The sequence below is a fragment of the Ruegeria sp. AM4 genome, assembly GCF_056540665.1.
The window spans coordinates 20,526-36,169 of sequence record NZ_JBQFXD010000008.1; the positions used below are offsets into that span (position 1 = coordinate 20,526).

Genomic DNA, 15,644 nt, shown 5'->3' on the forward strand with positions numbered 1-15,644 from the left:
TCAGAATTGCATGCAAACCTGTATACAGTTTTGTATATTGATTTCAAGAACCACCTGTGGCACCTGTGAATCGCAGCCGAAAGGACAAACGATATGGCGGGTCCGCGCGTCGATGACATCTACGAACAGGTCAAGGCGATGGCGGTCTCATTCCGTCTGCGCCCCGGTGACCGTCTGAACGAAGTGGCTCTATCGAAAGAGCTGGGCGTCAGCCGCACACCCCTGCGCGAGGCGTTGAACCGGCTGGTCGCTGAACGCCTGTTTGACTTCCGCCCCGGTCAGGGTTTCTTCTGCCGTCCGCTTGACGCGCAAAGCGTGTTTGACCTGTTCGAACTGCGGCAGATTATCGAGGTCGCCGCCGTTCGCACCGCCTGCGTCAAGGCGTCGGATGGTGACCTCAGGTCGCTGCGCGAGGAGCTCTATTCGACCGGGATAGACATCACCGGCCTGACCGTCGAGGGCGCTGTAAAGCGGGACGAAGCATTTCATCTTGGCATCGCCAAACTGTCCGGCAACGCAGAGCTTCTGCAAACGCTGACGCGGATCAACGAACGCATCCGGTATATCCGCTGGATCTCGATGAGCATGGACCGCCTTCATCGTTCGAAAGACGAGCATAAACAGGTGATGCAAGCGTTGTTGGATCGCGACGAAGACGGCGCAGCCCGCGTTTTGGGCGCTCATATCGCCAAGCGCATGGACCAAGTGCAAGAGGCGGTGCGGCAAGGAATTTCCAGCATCTATATGGAAGGGTCCGACGTCATTTCTGCCCGCATCATTGAGGAGGCGAAGGCATGATCGCACAGGGCGGCAAATCCATCTATGGCGCGTCGGTCGGCATTCTCATGCTGGACGCGCGGTTTCCTCGCATTCCTGGCGACATGGGCAATGCGCAAACATGGCCGTTCCCGGTGCTGTATCGAATTGTTCGCGACGCCTCGCCTGACCGTGTCGTGCGACATAAGGCCGAAGGCATGTTGGATGCGTTCATCGCAGCAGCGCAAGAATTGGTCAAAGACGGCGTCGACGGGATCACAACCAATTGCGGATTTCTGTCCCTGTTTCAGCACGAACTGTCAAAGGCGGTCCCGGTTCCGGTCGTCACATCCTCGCTGATGCAGGTCGAAATGGTGAACCGCACCCTTCCGGCGGGCAAGCGAGCCGGAGTATTGACGATATCGGCCTCGACGCTAACTCAGGATCACCTACAAGCTGCACAGGTGCCGCCGGATACCCCGATCGGCACCACCGAAGGCGGGCGTGAGTTTACGCGGGTCATTCTTGACAATGAAATGACGCTTGATGTGGAAGACGCCCGCGCCGACAATATCGAGGCCGCCCGTAAGCTGCAGTCGAACCACCCAGAGCTTGGCGCAATTGTTCTTGAGTGCACGAACATGTGCCCATACGCAGCGGATATCCAGCAGGCCACAGGCTTGCCAGTTTTTTCGATGGTCTCGCTTGTCACCTGGTTCCAGGCGGGGCTGGCACCCCCGACCTATTAGCGTTTGCCTTGGTCATGCGACGTATCTTAGCTTGTCGACAGACGGCTTCGAGTTGTGCCACCCAGACCCACAGACCTGCGCTTTGGATGATGCCAGACTCACGCGAGATCAGCGCTGCAGGTTACCAAACGATCAACCAACGCCCGCTGCACAATCGCAAATCTCGGCGTGTTTGCGATTTCGTCCAGTGTCGCCACCCACAGCGGAACTTCTAATCTTGGGACGGCGTCGCACGATCTTTGAAGTCGAGGGTCCGCGTCTCCTAGAAATGATGGCAGGAATGTTTTTCCGATTCCCGAAGCGGCCATCTGCAGCAGCACCAAAAAGCTGTCTGCACCGTTGGTCATGTCGTCATCGGCCACATTCTCTGCCAGCCATTTGGCAGGGAGCGAACTGTTTAGCGCCCCATCCAGTCGCATCCATTTGCGATCAGGGGAACCGTCGTCAAAGACGCCGAATGACAACGTGCCGGCCCGCTGTCCAATCAGCCCTTCGCCAAGCTTGATCGACGGGCGCACCGCAATATCCGCAGTTAGCCGGGACAAATCGTGGTGACTGTTGCCGCTCAGCAAGGTCAATTTCAGGCCGGGGTACCGGTGCGAGATCTCGCTCAATATGGGGGGGAGGACATTCTGACAAAGACTATCGGTGGATGTTATCCGGACCTGGCCCACAGGAGAGCGATTTGCGCCCACAATCGCCCGCTCAACTGCAAGAACCGCATCTTCAACACTTTCCATAGCCGAAAAGATCGAACTCGCTTCGGGGAGAACAGAATATCCGGTCGGGCTTTTTTGAAAGACCAGGCAGCCACCGCGCTTTTCGAATGCTGCAACCCTGCGCAGAACCGTCGCATGGGTGACCCCCAAAGCAGCAGCGGCCGCGTTTAGTGAACCGTATTTGCTAACGGCAAGCACATACCTGATATCGTCCCAGTTATCCCTGTTCATAAATTAACAACAGAAGACCAATAACAAACAATTACAAGAAAATTCGTTCAAGCTAACATCCGGTTATTGAACAGGGAGACACATCATGATGAAGAAATTCTTGATCTTCGCGGCAGGCCTATTGTCGATTGCCGCTATTGGCACAGCCATCGCACATGAAAGTGAAAACCCGGCTGTGAAAGCGCGTACCTCAATCATGCAACTCTATGCATTCAATCTTGGCACGCTTGGCGGCATGGCAAAAGGAGAGGTTGACTATGATGCCGAAGCAGCGACTCGGGCCGCAAATAATCTGGTCGTTCTGACGCAGATTGATCAATCCGCAATGTGGCCGGCTGGATCAGACAATGTGTCCGACCCGTCCTCACGAGCATTGCCCGCGATCTGGGAAAACTTCCCCGATGTAGGCGCCAAGGGACAGGCGATGGCGGATGCTGCCGTCGCGATGCAAGCAGCGGCGGGGCAAGATGTTGATGCCCTAAAGGCGGCGATGGGCGATCTGGGTGGAAGCTGCTCGGCATGTCACAAAGCGTACAGGGCACCGAAAGACTGATTAGGAGATAGCCGTGCGGCGGGTATTCCTTCTCACGGCTGTGGCCGTATTTGTGGTCGGGTTGGTCGGATTATTTCTGACCCGACCTCAACGGTTTGATCAAGCGGAGCTGGACGGGATCTCTCCTGATCTCGTTAGGGGTGAAACTGTTTTCTTTGCAGCGGGATGTGCGTCTTGCCATTCGGCGCCGGACGCCGTTGATGAGGGTAAGCTCACCCTTGCAGGTGGTCGTCGGTTCGAAACAGACTTTGGCACATTCATCGCCCCCAATATTTCCAGCGATCCGGTGGTTGGTATCGGTTCCTGGTCCGCATTGGACTTGGCCAATGCAATGATCCATGGGACCGGACCCAAAGGGCAGCACTATTACCCAGCTTTTCCATATTCGTCCTACACCAACATGACCGCAGAGGACATTGTATCGCTCCACGCATATCTCGGCACACTTCCTGCGGCTGAGAACAAAAGCCAAACGCATGAAGTCAGCTTCCCCTTCAGCGTCAGACGAGCACTTGGGGGGTGGAAGCAATTGTTCTTTCAGCCAGGTTGGGTTGTCGAAGGTGACCTGAACGACCAACAAATCCAGGGCCGGTATTTGGTGGAGGCGCTGGGTCACTGTGCCGAATGCCACACGCCGCGAAATGCCTTGGGTGGCCTGCAACGCGAACTCTGGCTGACAGGCGCGCCAAACCCAAGCGGTAAAGGTCGCATTCCCGGGCTAACGCCAGACCGGCTTGACTGGTCCGAGGCTGACATTGCGGAGTATCTGAAATCAGGTTTCACACCGGATTATGACAGCGCCGGAGGTGAGATGGTCGAGGTTATCGAGAACACATCGCGGCTCACAGATGACGAGCGCTTGGCAATTGCGGCCTATCTTAAATCCGTTCCGGTTCCTTGAACCGATCGCCCCTGTGATTGTCTGGTGCCGTGCTGCGGACGGCACCAGACAATCACACGTAAGGCAGAGACGGCGGTTTTTGGTGCTAACGCATCAGTCTGTTTGATCCGGTATCGGCACGCCTAGCCCGACCTTGTGAGGGCGCATGACAACCGAAGTTCTAAATCGCCGAACGTTGGAATTGTCAAAGAACAACCGTTTGGTGAGGTCCTCGAAATCATCCATGTCCCGCGCGGTGCAGATCAAGCAGAAATCGGCGTCGCCCGTTATGTAGTAACACTGCTGAACCTTGGGTTCGGCCCGCACTTGTCTGGCGAAAGCATCGATTTGATCCTGGCGCTCGCGCTCCAGTTCAACCATGACGACAAAACTCATCGCGACCCCAACCTTTTTGGGATCAACGATGGCAACCTCGCTCGCAATTGCCCCAGAGGATTTCAGCGCCTTGAGCCGCCTTTGAACGGACGCGACAGAGAGACCTGTTTCAGCGGCCAGAGCCTCCAGCCCCATGCGCGCATCAACCTGTACGAGTTGCAGAAGTTTCTGATCGGCTGAATCGAGTTTATTGGTCAAAATAACGTCCTTCGTGAGAATTTTTCCCGAAAGATGTCAGAATTAGACCGATATGCATAGTCGGGGCCGGTTAAAATCAATCCCATGGAAAAGATTGCAAACCTCGACGTCACAAAGCCACTGGCTTTGATCAAAGACTGCCCGGCCTATCGGGCATCTCCGCTGCTAACCTGCCAGATCGCGGGCCGCCCGATCTTGGTCAAGGATGAAACTGACCGCATGGGCCTTGGCGCCTTCAAGGCGCTTGGCGGCGTCTACGCGGTTGCCAAGCTTATCGAAGCGCACACGGATGTTCGTTTGGACCAGACCAGCTTTCAGGATGTTGCTGTTCAGAAAATCGCGCAGTCCATCGTGTTTGTCTGCGCTAGTGCGGGCAATCATGGTCTGGCTGTCGCCGCCGGGGCAAAGATTTTCGGGGCCAGGGCCCGCATCCATCTGTCTAATACCGTTCCGGAAGACTTTGCCCGACGTTTGCGAGACAAAGGCGCAGAGGTTGTCCGCTCAGGCGCGGACTATGAAGCCAGTGTCGCGGCTGCCATTGCCGATGCGGAACGCACGGGGGCGGTTCATCTCGCCGATGGGTCATGGCCCGGTTACACAGAACCGCCAAGGTTGGTGGTGGAAGGTTATACTGTGATCGCCGAAGAGATGCGGCTGTCTTTTCAGGCTTCGGGACGCTGGCCCAGCCATGTCTATTTGCAGGCGGGTGTAGGTGGATTGGCATCGGCGATCGCCTACATGATCCGCAAAACATGGGCCAAACAACCACAAATCGTCGTGGTTGAACCTGACGCCGCACCCTGCCTGCGAGACAGCGCCAAAGCAGGCCAGATTGTAACCGTTGAAGGCCCGGTATCCAAAATGGGACGGCTTGATTGCAAAACGCCTTCTATGCTGGCGCTGGATATCCTGAGCGCCTGCGCGGACAACTGGGTCACCATCAGCGACGCGCAAGCTGAAGAGGCCGTTTTGCAAGCCCGCGAGATGGGCTTCTCGACCACGCCATCCGGCGCAGCAGGCCTTGTCGTTGCCATGCGCGAAGGCGCTGAGCTACCCTTGGTTATTCTATCCGAACGAGGCCTGCCTGATGCTTGATCTAGTCGCTTTCCGTCGCGATCTTCATGCCCATCCTGAGACCGGATTTGATCTGGAGCGTACACCGCGTTTGATAGCTGAGCAGTTGGAACGGGCCGGGCTTGAAGTGTCACCTGGGCTTGGCCGTTCGGGCCTTGTCGCAACCCTGAAGCGGGGGCCTGAAGACACAGCGATCGGCTTGCGGGCGGATATGGACGCTTTGCCGATCGAAGAAGCAAATGGCTTTGAATACCGTTCAAAGTATCCGGGGAAGTTTCACGGCTGCGGGCATGACGGGCACAGCACAATGTTGCTTGGCGCTGCCCTGCACCTCGCGGCGGATCAGTCTCTGGACCGGACGGTCCACTTCATCTTCCAGCCCGACGAAGAGAATGGCAACGGTGCGGCTGCCATGATCGCCGACGGTCTGTTTGAGCGTTTCCCGATGTCGGCGATCTATGGGCTGCACAACATGCCGGGTATGGCGCTTGGTCACTTTGCAACCCAAGCCGGACCGTTCTGCGCCTTCGAGGACAATTTCGAGATCAGGATCAAAGGTCGCGGCGGTCACGCCTCGATGCCGGAAAAGGGCGTTGACCCCATCGTGACCGGGTCTGCCATTGTCATGCAACTTCAATCCATCGTCTCTCGGTCGCTTCCCGCTCAGGATCATGCGGTTGTTTCGGTTACTGAATTCCTGACTGATGGTGCCCGCAACATCCTGCCAAGCAACGTCACTCTGAAAGGAGACTGTCGCGGTTTTTCAGATGAGGTTTCGACAAAGATCGAAACCCGGATGAGGGCAATTGTTGAAGGCATAAGCGCGGCGCAAGGTGCTGAAGCGGACCTGGACTATGCGACCTCGTTCCGGCCCTTGATAAACGACGCCGCTGCAACCCGCGAGGTCGCTGAGGCCGCGAAGGCCGTCGGTTGGGTTGATGCAAACTATGGTCGCGTCGGATTTTCAGAGGACTTTGCGGAGTTTCTGGCGCACCGGCCGGGCGCGTTTGTCCTCATGGGGAATGGTGACAATGGCAGCGCCGCAATGCCGCTGCACAACCCCGACTATGATTTCAATGATAGCGCCATTGATCACGGGATCGCATTTTGGGTCCGCCTGGCGAAGAATGGAGGACACTGAGCAGCGGGGCCCGTTGAGGCCGGTGCTCGCCGAGAACTGGCGGGTGATATCGACCGTCATATGCGTTTTGCCGCGTAGTCCGGTGCGCTCGGTCAACGGTTCTAGATGACCACCGAGGCCATCCTTTCGACCCGTGAAGAAATTCCTGAGTTTAGCAAGCAAGCGCGGGACCGCATTCAAAGCGCCAAGAGCGCCGAAGATACTGGCCCTTTAGGGAACTGAGCTAACGCATTGTCTCGCGTGCTCTCTAGATCTGCCCTACGTGCGTACACCTCATCGCAAAGTTGTCCGATTGAGACACTTCTAGCAACGACGGGGTATTCCGAGGCGCGATTCAAAGACGAGTGCTTCTGTGGATCGCAACAGGGGTCCGGTCACCGAACCGTCCCGACGGCATGCAATCGCGATGAGGCTTCTTTGACTACGTCCACAAACTCGTCGACCATTTTCGAGTTTCCTGCCGCTCGTCGCGCGACGTAGAGTTCGATGCGTTGGCCGTCCGTTTGGTACGGGATGCAACTTAAATGCGGCGGCGCGAGGACGCGAATCCAGGCGGGTGCCAGCCCAATACCGACCCCGTGCGCCACCAGTTGCAGCAGGGTGGATTTGTCAATGACTTCGCAGGCAATGTCCGGTTGCCATCCCTGGGCACGGTAGCTGTTCCAGAGCAGGTGGTGAAGGATCGGGCGGGCGTGTTTTGGAAACCCGATAATCGGATGATCCCTGATATCCGCCGCTGATAGCGTTTCCCGACTGGCAAGTTCCGATGCGGACGGCAAAACCACGACGGCGCCCTGCTGGTACAACAGATCTGCCTTCAGAAACTCGTCTTCAGGAGGCTGGCGAACAAATGCAATGTCAGTGCGGTGATTTGCAAGCTCTTGCGTATGGTGATCCGAAGACGAAATCTCAAGAATGTCCACATGAACCGAAGGTTGCCTTTTGCGGAATTCCATCAGCGCCGGCGGCAACAGCATCGAGATTGCCTCGTCAACGCCGCTGACTCGCAGTGTCTTCAGCCCACTGTCGGCCGTGTGCCGGGCCTTGGAAACGGATTTGTCGATATCTGCAAGAATACGTTTAGCATCGCGCAGGAACTCGGACCCCGCTTGCGTCAGGCTGACCTGCCGGGTTGTCCGAAAGAACAGGGCAAAGCCCAACTCGTGTTCCAGCGCGGAAATACGGTCGGACAAGGCTGGCTGACTAAGGCCCAGGCGTTCGCCTGCCTTTCGAAAATGCAGTTCTTCGGCGACTGCCACAAAGCACTGAAGTTGGCGAAATTCCAAATCAAACCACCTCGGCTACTGTATCACGCGCACCCTTTGCCGTTCGCCCAACCCGCGTTCAAATTTACGGATCGCATCAGCGAATTCCAGCGAGTTCAAGGTATCGTTGCGGCCCTCAAGATGAGCGGTCTGCGTTGCGTCGTCCATTTCAAACGGCAGCTCTGCCTCTCCGTGTCTGATGACCCGGTTTTCGATATCAATCGTATAGTTGACACCATCCTCATGGGACGCCGCTTGCATTAACTGATCCCGCACCTCGGGACTGACGATGGGCAAGGCAAGTCCGTTTTTGCGCGCATTGTCGTAGAAAATGCCCGCGAAACTGGTGCCGATGATGCCCTGAATACCCAGTTGAACCAGCCCCCAAACCGCGTGTTCCCGGCTGGACCCGCATCCGAAATTGTCGCCGACAACCAATATTCTGGCCTTGTGCCAGGGATGCGTATTCAGCACAAAATCCGAGCGCAGCGTATCGTCGTCGTGAAAGCGCAGATCAGCGAAAGTGCCATCCGCCAGCCCTTCGCGTGTGATCGTTATCAGAAAGCGTTTAGGCATGATCACATCGGTATCGACATTGGCAAGCGGCAAGGCGGCGGCCAGCCCGTGAACAGTTTTTGGCAACTTATTCCGTTCCTTCGCTCAGAAACTCGCGGACATCCGCGATACGGCCATGAATGGCGGCGGCGGCCACCATCTCTGGGCTCATCAAATGAGTGCGTGCCCCGCGGCCCTGCCGGCCTTCGAAATTGCGGTTGGTCGAGGAGGCAATCCGCTCGCCATCCATGGCGATATCGTCATTCATGGCAAGGCACATCGAACAGCCGCTTTCAGGGCGCCAGTCAAAGCCCGCTTCTTTGAACACCCGGTCGATCCCCTCAGATTCGGCCTGTAGGCGGGTAAAGGTCGAGCCCGGAACGACGATGGCGTTCACCGACCCGGCGACCTTTTTCCCTTTCAGGATTGTGGCCGCTGCGCGCAGATCCTCGATACGGCTGTTGGTGCACGATCCGATAAAGGCGCTGTCGATTTTAATATCGGTCATCGCCTGACCAGCCTTCAGGTCCATGTAGTCCAGTGCTCGGGTCAGCGCCTCGCGTGCCTTGGGCGTCATCCCCTCTGTCTCGGCCGGAACTGAGCCATCGACCGGCACCGACTGATCCGGGCTGGTGCCCCAGCTGACAAGCGGGGCAATATCGGCGGCGTTGATCTCGAACACCGTATCATACTCTGCGCCGGGGTCCGAGTTCCACTCCAGACCACCAAAATCCAGCGTACCGCTATGCGCGCGCCCTTTGATTTTCTCAAGCGCCTTTTCGTCGGCTCCAATCAGGGCGGCCCGTCCGCCCAACTCGACCGCCATGTTGCAAATCGTCATCCGCCCGGACATTTCCTGTGCGCGGATGGCTGAGCCGGAAAACTCTACGGCATAGCCATTGGCGCCGCCTGCGCCGACCACCTGAACGACCTTCATGATGATGTCCTTGGCGGTTACACCGGGGGCAAGATCGCCATCGATATTGACCAGCATCGTCTTCAGCCGCTTATAGCGCAGGGTCTGCGTCGCCAGCACATGTTCGACCTCGGATGTGCCGATACCAAAACCCAGCGCCCCGAAGGCGCCATAGGTGGTGGTATGGCTGTCGCCGCAGGCGATCAACATCCCCGGTGCGACAAGCCCCTGTTCGGGGACAACAACATGCTCGATCCCCTGGCGGCGGTCACCCAGGCCATAGAAGGCGATGTTGTGCTTTTTGCAATTGGTCTCCAGATTATCAATCAGCAACTTGGACGCTGCATCATGCGGATCGCGCTGCCGTGTGGCATTCACGTGATCGACTACCGACAGATGAGCCTCGGGCCGCCAGACGGAAAGTCCTTTCTGATCCAGCCCGGAAAAGGCCTGCGGGCTGGTGTATTCATTCATGATGTGGAAATCGACATAGATCAGCATGTCGCCGTCCGGCAGATCACAGACCTTATGCGCGTCCACCAGTTTATCGTAAAGCGTCCTGCTCATTCGGCGGCATCCTTCTGATCGATCTGGCGCAGGAAAAATGCGCGCATTCGGTTGGCTATTTCGTCCGGGATCTCTTCGGCCATGTAGTGCGTGGCGTCGACGGCCTCGCCCTCAACCCGGTGCGCTCGCTCCTGCCACAGCGCCATCGCATCAAAGCAAGTCTCGATCACTCCACGCTTGGCCCATAGGACCAGCAGCGGTTGTTCTATCTTCTGCCCGTCGTCCTGATCGTCAAGTTCAATGTCGATGGTCGCCGCGGCGCGATAATCCTCGCATGCGGCGTGGATAGCCTCTGGTGTGCCGAAGGCAGTGATGTATTCGTCGAGCGCCGCAGAGGTAAACGGGTTTTCGCCCTTGGCCTGATTAAAGCATTTCAATTTCCAGAACTGCGCGGGATCATAGCCAATGATCTGTTCCGGGATGGGGTGTTTCTGGATCAGAAAGAACCAGTGCCAATAGGCAGTGGCGAATTCCTTTGAGGTATCGCGATACATTTCACGCGTCGGCGCGATGTCCAACAGAACCATCGCCCGGACGTTCTTCGGATGATCCAGAGCCATCCGATGGCTGACCCGCGCGCCACGATCATGGGCGCCGACCAGAAACGTCTCATGCCCCATCTGAGACATGACCGAGACCATGTCCTTTGCCATTTCACGTTTCGAATAGGGCGTATGGCGATCATCCGAGGCGGGTTTGGACGACCGGCCATATCCGCGCAGGTCGGCGCAGATGACACGGAACTGATCTATCAGCTGCGGGGCAACAGCGTGCCACATGGCCGATGTCTGCGGATAGCCGTGTAACAGCAAAAGGCCCGGATTGCCGGGGTCGCCACCGTGACGAACAAATATCTTCTGCTCGCCGACATTCAGAGTCAGTTCCTCGAATTCCAGAAACATACCGGAGCGCTCCGCGAAAATGGGTTGTTATTCACGATACCCGACTTTTACACCGATATTGATCGAATAAACTGATCAATTCTTCCGAAAAATCATCGCCGCCCAAGTATGTACTCTCGCTCAGCATCTTTGATCGGGTCAGACCGGCCTGACAGAACGGGAGGAAGCTATGAAATTCTGGAAGACATCAAGCCTGGTTGTTGCGCTCGTTACTGGTGCGGGTTCCGCATTTGCCGCCTGTGATCCAGGCGAAGTCGTCATCAAGTTCAGCCACGTAACCAATACGGACAAACACCCCAAGGGTATCGCAGCGACGTTACTTGAACAGCGCATCAACGATGAGATGGACGGCAAAGCCTGTATGGAGGTCTTTCCGAACTCGACCCTCTACAATGACGACAAGGTGCTCGAAGCCATGTTGCAGGGCGACGTGCAGCTGGCCGCGCCCTCACTGTCCAAATTCGAGAAATTCACCAAGAAATTCCGCATCTTCGACCTGCCGTTCCTGTTCAAGAATATCGAGGCGGTCGATGCGTTCCAGACCTCGGACGCCGGACAAGCCCTGCTGGATTCGATGCAGCGTCGTGGCCTTCAGGGGCTGACTTTTTGGCACAATGGCATGAAACAGATGTCGGCCAACAAGCCATTGGTTATTCCCGCCGATGCGGATGGGTTGAAATTCCGGGTCATGTCCTCGGACGTGTTGGTGGCGCAGATGGAAGCCATCGGAGGTAGCCCTCAGAAAATGGCATTCTCGGAGGTCTACGGCGCGCTACAGCAGGGTGTTGTCGATGGGCAGGAAAACGTCTGGTCCAACATCTATGGCAAGAAATTCTTCGAGGTGCAGGACGGCATTACCGAGACCAATCACGGCATCATCGACTATCTGGTGGTGACCTCGGTGGACTGGCTGGACGGTCTGGACCCAGAGGTCCGCGAGCAGTTCCTGACCATTCTGGACGAAGTAACGGCCACCCGGAACTCGGAATCCTATGAGGTCAATCAAAAGAACCGTCAAGCGATCCTGGATGCAGGCGGCACTATCCGCACCCTGTCGGATGACGAACGCCAAGCCTGGGTCACCGCCATGCAGCCGGTTTGGGATCAGTTTTCGGACGATATCGGTCAGGACTCCCTCGACGCGGCGGTTCAGATCAACTCTGGCTTCTGAGCCACACCATCGGCGGGCAGGACAATCCTGCCTGCTGTTTTCCTGAAAACGGCTGTTGGGAGGGTAGGCTATGACCAACAATCACTCGTTCATGGACCGGATCGAAGAGGTCTTGATCGCCGGTATTCTGGGTCTGATGACCGCACTGACATTTGCCAACGTCGTCGCCAGATATGTCTTTAACTCAAACATCCTTTGGGCGTTGGAGATGACGGTCTTCCTGTTCGCCTGGCTGGTTCTGCTGGGGGCTTCCTACGCGGTAAAAAAACACGCGCATCTGGGTGTCGATCTGATGGTGAACATGGTGCACGGCAAAGCCCGGAAACGGCTGGCGCTGGCCGCTGCCGCCGTATGTGTCGCCTTCTCATTTCTAATGCTAAAGGGATCTTGGGACTACTGGGCCAACTTCGCCAACCTGCCCGCCACCGAGGGGCGCTGGTTCCCGCTTGGGTTCGAGCAAGACTATCGCGAAAAGGGCTGGTACGAGACCAATGATATCCCGATGCCCGGGATTCTTGCATGGATGGCGGGCACGTTTAACGAGGGCGAAGCCTACGAAAAAATCCCGCGTTTTCTGCCCTACATCGTGCTGCCGATTTCGATGGCCTTGCTGTTGCTACGGTTTGTTCAGGCGACATTCAGCATCCTGAACGGAAAGACGGATCGGCTCGTGGCCAGCCACGAGGTTGAAGAAGAACTGGCCGAAATTGAAGCCAGAACGCGGAGGCGAAATAATGGAAACCGTCCTTCTTTTTGCCATGGTCATCGGGTTCCTGATGATCGGCGTCCCGATAGCAATCTCTCTTGGGATGTCTTCAATTCTATTCCTGCTGTGGTTTTCCGACAGTTCGCTCGCCTCGGTCGCGCAGACCCTGTTTGCCGCATTTGAAGGCCACTTTACCCTGCTGGCGATCCCCTTCTTCATTCTGGCTTCGTCCTTCATGACAACCGGCGGTGTGGCGCGGCGGATCATCCGGTTTTCCATTGCATGTGTTGGCCATTTCCCGGGCGGCCTTGCCATTGCTGGCGTCTTTGCCTGCATGCTATTTGCCGCGCTGTCAGGGTCGTCGCCTGCCACCGTGGTTGCCATCGGTACAATTGTGATCGCCGGTATGCGGCAAGTCGGATATTCCAAGGAATTCGCCGCCGGCGTGATTTGTAACGCCGGTACGCTGGGCATCCTGATCCCACCCTCCATTGTGATGGTGGTCTATGCCGCCTCAGTCGAAGTGTCAGTGGGCCGAATGTTCCTTGCAGGTGTCATTCCCGGGCTGTTGGCAGGTCTGATGCTGATGGTCACGATCTATGTGATCGCCAAGATCAAGAACCTTCCCAAGGGCGAATGGAAAGGCTGGGGTGAAGTGTTCCAGTCGGGCCGCGAGGCCGGTTGGGGCCTGTTCCTGATCGTGATCATTCTGGGCGGCATCTATGGCGGTATCTTCACGCCAACCGAAGCCGCAGCTGTGGCCGCAGTTTATGCCTTCTTCATCGCCACCTTTGTGTACAAAGACATGGGGCCACTGGCCGCCCCCAAAACCCGCAGCCTTTCCGCAGCCGCAGTAATCGAAGACGCGCCTGCCGGCCCGCGCATTCCTCTTAGGAGCAAGCCTTGGGCGATTGTCACCGCGATTGTGCATCCGGACACTCAAAAGACCTTGTTTGATGCCGGCAAACTGACGATCACACTGCTGTTTGTGATCGCCAACGCGCTGATCCTGAAACATGTGCTGACGGATGAGCAAATCCCGCAGCAGGTTGCCAATGCCATGCTGTCGGCAGGCTTTGGTCCGGTGATGTTCCTTGTGGTCGTCAACATCATCCTGCTGATCGGTGGTCAATTCATGGAACCCTCGGGCCTCTTGGTCATCGTGGCACCCCTGGTCTTTCCCATCGCCATCGAGTTGGGCATCGACCCGATCCATCTGGGCATCATCATGGTGGTCAACATGGAGATCGGGATGATCACCCCACCGGTGGGCCTGAACCTCTTCGTCACCTCGGGCGTTGCCGGAATGCCAATGATGAGCGTTGTCAAAGCAGCCCTGCCGTTCCTGGCCGTGCTGTTCGTGTTCCTGATCATCGTCACCTACGTCCCGTTCCTGTCGACATTCCTGCCCAACACGTTCATGGGACCGGAAATCATAACCCAGTGATGCGGAGTGCGCTGGCGGCATCTGTCGCCGGCGCGTTTTGTTCAGACGGTGGGTCCGATCGCCCATGGCGTCTTGGCGGTGCGACACACCCTTCTTCCGAAAGTCTCGTCGCAAGATTTGAGCAGATGTTAGGTACGTCTCGAGCTGAAATATCTTCACAAACCGCAATGGTTTACGTCGGCGCTTTGCGCTCGCAACCTATGGCCTGCGCATTACGCACTGTTACTCCAAACGTTTGATCGCTCCGATCGCCGCATGTCGGCTTCCGACCGCCATTCCGGCCTGAATTGGGGCGAAATAACCAGATTGCACGGCAAAAGATCCGTAAGAGTTCGATTTCCATCCCCGCTGCCGGGCAAAAGCCTCAGAACGGTCAAGAAACCGAAAATTCCAAATGATACAAGCAAAGGACGGCAAATAGCCAAAGAGATTTCCACACCGCCTCGGCTCGAAGTGGACACTGCCAAGTACGCTAAACTCTTGTTTCCGTTCACTTCATGCGCCTTTGCCGGAGCGTGACTTAGTTCACGGTGTCACTTATCTTGATGCCTTAAACAGACCACATGCGGATTAGGATACCTCGGCAGAATAGAAAGTGGCTATCGCTGATTTTGTTCGGTGGTTTAGCGACTTTCTTTCTTTTCGGCGGCGAGTTTTCGGGTTCCCTCAATACTTGTCGCCTGAAGTGCTTTACACTGACGATGCAGGAATGGGCGGATCACGGATACAAAGGCTATGTTATCGCGGGCCTCTACCTGGCCGCTATTTTCGGATTTCTTTGGGACCACCTTTGATCTACTAGTTTCAATCTATCCGAAACTGGTGACGGAAAGGTGTGAAGCGACTACAGTCAGTATGCGGACAAAGCTGCCGACCAAAAACTTATACGAAGGTTCGCATATGCGCCGTGCAAAAGCAGCCAAAACCAACAATCGGCGGCTAAATTGCTGTACAAGGGCTTCTTCGCCGAACAAGGGTTGACCAAGGATCAACCAAGGCGAGTGTTAGGACCAGTACTTAGAAACATGCCTACGGGTGACGCGCAAGACTTCGTTCAACTTGCGGTCCAGATCATAGAGCGGGCGACAAGCTAACGGCTGCTCTGGTCGAATATGCGTTCGCCCTGCTCATCAATCACCTGTTTCGCTTTGGCGATGCTAAAGCTTTCGGCCTGATCACGGTTTTCGAATACATCCGCGCGGATCACCGCATAGGTCTTGCGATCTCCGTCGATGGTCTTTTCGATACGGGCCAGCAGGCGGTATTTGCTACCCTCGGGCATCAGGTCAGGATAGATTTCGTACCCTTTGTATGAGACCGGCTCCGGCTTGGACTTCTCAACGCCACCGAAGAGTTTTGAGAAGAGGGACATCGAGCGGCTCCTTTCAGCGTTGTACTGGTCGGAGACTAGCGCCGCT

At 56.5% G+C, this 15,644-nt stretch carries 16 protein-coding genes; 9 read left to right on the top strand and 7 right to left on the bottom strand.

The features are described from left to right. The first annotated feature begins 93 nt into the window (after positions 1–93). Together ACR0JA_RS15180 and ACR0JA_RS15185 are read left to right on the top strand one after the other, a co-directional pair. Complete coding sequence (locus ACR0JA_RS15180; protein ID WP_480576450.1) at positions 94–798, top strand: GntR family transcriptional regulator; 705 nt, start codon at positions 94–96, stop codon at positions 796–798. Then, positions 795–1,505 (top strand): aspartate/glutamate racemase family protein, encoded by a 711-nt coding sequence (locus ACR0JA_RS15185; protein ID WP_480576453.1) that lies wholly within the window; start codon positions 795–797, stop codon positions 1,503–1,505. The genes ACR0JA_RS15180 and ACR0JA_RS15185 overlap by 4 nt, the downstream gene beginning before the upstream one ends. Positions 1,506–1,603: 98 nt before the next feature. Here ACR0JA_RS15185 and ACR0JA_RS15190 read toward each other — a convergent pair whose 3' ends face one another. Then, positions 1,604–2,455 carry a LysR family transcriptional regulator gene (locus tag ACR0JA_RS15190; protein ID WP_480576456.1) on the bottom strand — a complete coding sequence of 284 codons (852 nt, stop codon included), beginning with the start codon at positions 2,453–2,455 and terminating at the stop codon, positions 1,604–1,606. Between the two features lie 85 nt (positions 2,456–2,540). On the opposite strand from ACR0JA_RS15190, the gene ACR0JA_RS15195 reads away from it, so the two are divergent. Together ACR0JA_RS15195 and ACR0JA_RS15200 are read left to right on the top strand one after the other, a co-directional pair. Then, entirely contained in the window at positions 2,541–3,008 is a 468-nt protein-coding gene (locus ACR0JA_RS15195) for a c-type cytochrome (RefSeq protein ID WP_480576459.1), read from the top strand. 13 nt (positions 3,009–3,021) lie between these two features. Beyond that, positions 3,022–3,909, top strand: a complete 888-nt coding sequence (locus ACR0JA_RS15200; protein ID WP_480576462.1) for a c-type cytochrome — start codon at positions 3,022–3,024, stop codon at positions 3,907–3,909. A gap of 93 nt (positions 3,910–4,002) precedes the next feature. Here the strand turns inward: ACR0JA_RS15200 and ACR0JA_RS15205 are convergent, their stop codons facing one another. Next, positions 4,003–4,482, bottom strand: coding sequence for an Lrp/AsnC family transcriptional regulator (locus ACR0JA_RS15205; RefSeq protein WP_480576465.1), 480 nt, complete (start codon positions 4,480–4,482; stop codon positions 4,003–4,005). A gap of 84 nt (positions 4,483–4,566) precedes the next feature. On the opposite strand from ACR0JA_RS15205, the gene ACR0JA_RS15210 reads away from it, so the two are divergent. After that, entirely contained in the window at positions 4,567–5,577 is a 1,011-nt protein-coding gene (locus ACR0JA_RS15210) for a pyridoxal-phosphate dependent enzyme (protein ID WP_480576468.1), read from the top strand. Further along, positions 5,570–6,697: an amidohydrolase gene (locus ACR0JA_RS15215; RefSeq protein ID WP_480576470.1), complete on the top strand. Its 1,128-nt coding sequence runs from the start codon at positions 5,570–5,572 to the stop codon at positions 6,695–6,697. Before ACR0JA_RS15210 ends, ACR0JA_RS15215 begins: the two co-directional genes overlap by 8 nt. Positions 6,698–7,071: 374 nt before the next feature. On the opposite strand, the gene ACR0JA_RS15220 is transcribed toward ACR0JA_RS15215, so the two are convergent. Genes ACR0JA_RS15220 through ACR0JA_RS15235 form a run of 4 tightly spaced genes read right to left on the bottom strand, consistent with a single transcriptional unit; the run spans position 7,072 to position 10,902 of the window. Beyond that, complete coding sequence (locus tag ACR0JA_RS15220) at positions 7,072–7,983, bottom strand: LysR family transcriptional regulator (protein ID WP_480576473.1); 912 nt, start codon at positions 7,981–7,983, stop codon at positions 7,072–7,074. A gap of 15 nt (positions 7,984–7,998) precedes the next feature. Further along, complete coding sequence (leuD, locus tag ACR0JA_RS15225) at positions 7,999–8,604, bottom strand: 3-isopropylmalate dehydratase small subunit (protein ID WP_480576476.1); 606 nt, start codon at positions 8,602–8,604, stop codon at positions 7,999–8,001. 1 nt (position 8,605) lies between these two features. Next, positions 8,606–10,000, bottom strand: a complete 1,395-nt coding sequence (leuC, locus tag ACR0JA_RS15230) for a 3-isopropylmalate dehydratase large subunit (protein ID WP_480576478.1) — start codon at positions 9,998–10,000, stop codon at positions 8,606–8,608. After that, positions 9,997–10,902 carry an alpha/beta fold hydrolase gene (locus ACR0JA_RS15235; RefSeq protein ID WP_480576481.1) on the bottom strand — a complete coding sequence of 302 codons (906 nt, stop codon included), beginning with the start codon at positions 10,900–10,902 and terminating at the stop codon, positions 9,997–9,999. Before ACR0JA_RS15235 ends, leuC begins: the two co-directional genes overlap by 4 nt. 169 nt (positions 10,903–11,071) lie before the next feature. Between ACR0JA_RS15235 and ACR0JA_RS15240 the strand changes: the two genes are divergently transcribed. From ACR0JA_RS15240 to ACR0JA_RS15250, 3 genes are all read left to right on the top strand, one after another. Beyond that, a complete protein-coding gene (locus tag ACR0JA_RS15240) occupies positions 11,072–12,073 on the top strand; it encodes a TRAP transporter substrate-binding protein (RefSeq protein WP_480576484.1) in 1,002 nt (333 codons plus the stop codon). A 70-nt stretch (positions 12,074–12,143) separates the two neighbouring features. Next, entirely contained in the window at positions 12,144–12,962 is an 819-nt protein-coding gene (locus ACR0JA_RS15245) for a TRAP transporter small permease (RefSeq protein WP_480576487.1), read from the top strand. After that, entirely contained in the window at positions 12,850–14,226 is a 1,377-nt protein-coding gene (locus tag ACR0JA_RS15250) for a TRAP transporter large permease (protein ID WP_480576920.1), read from the top strand. The genes ACR0JA_RS15245 and ACR0JA_RS15250 overlap by 113 nt, the downstream gene beginning before the upstream one ends. Before the next feature lie 1,090 nt (positions 14,227–15,316). On the opposite strand, the gene ACR0JA_RS15255 is transcribed toward ACR0JA_RS15250, so the two are convergent. Then, complete coding sequence (locus tag ACR0JA_RS15255) at positions 15,317–15,598, bottom strand: HlyU family transcriptional regulator (protein ID WP_480576490.1); 282 nt, start codon at positions 15,596–15,598, stop codon at positions 15,317–15,319. Between the last annotated feature and the right edge of the window lie 46 nt (positions 15,599–15,644).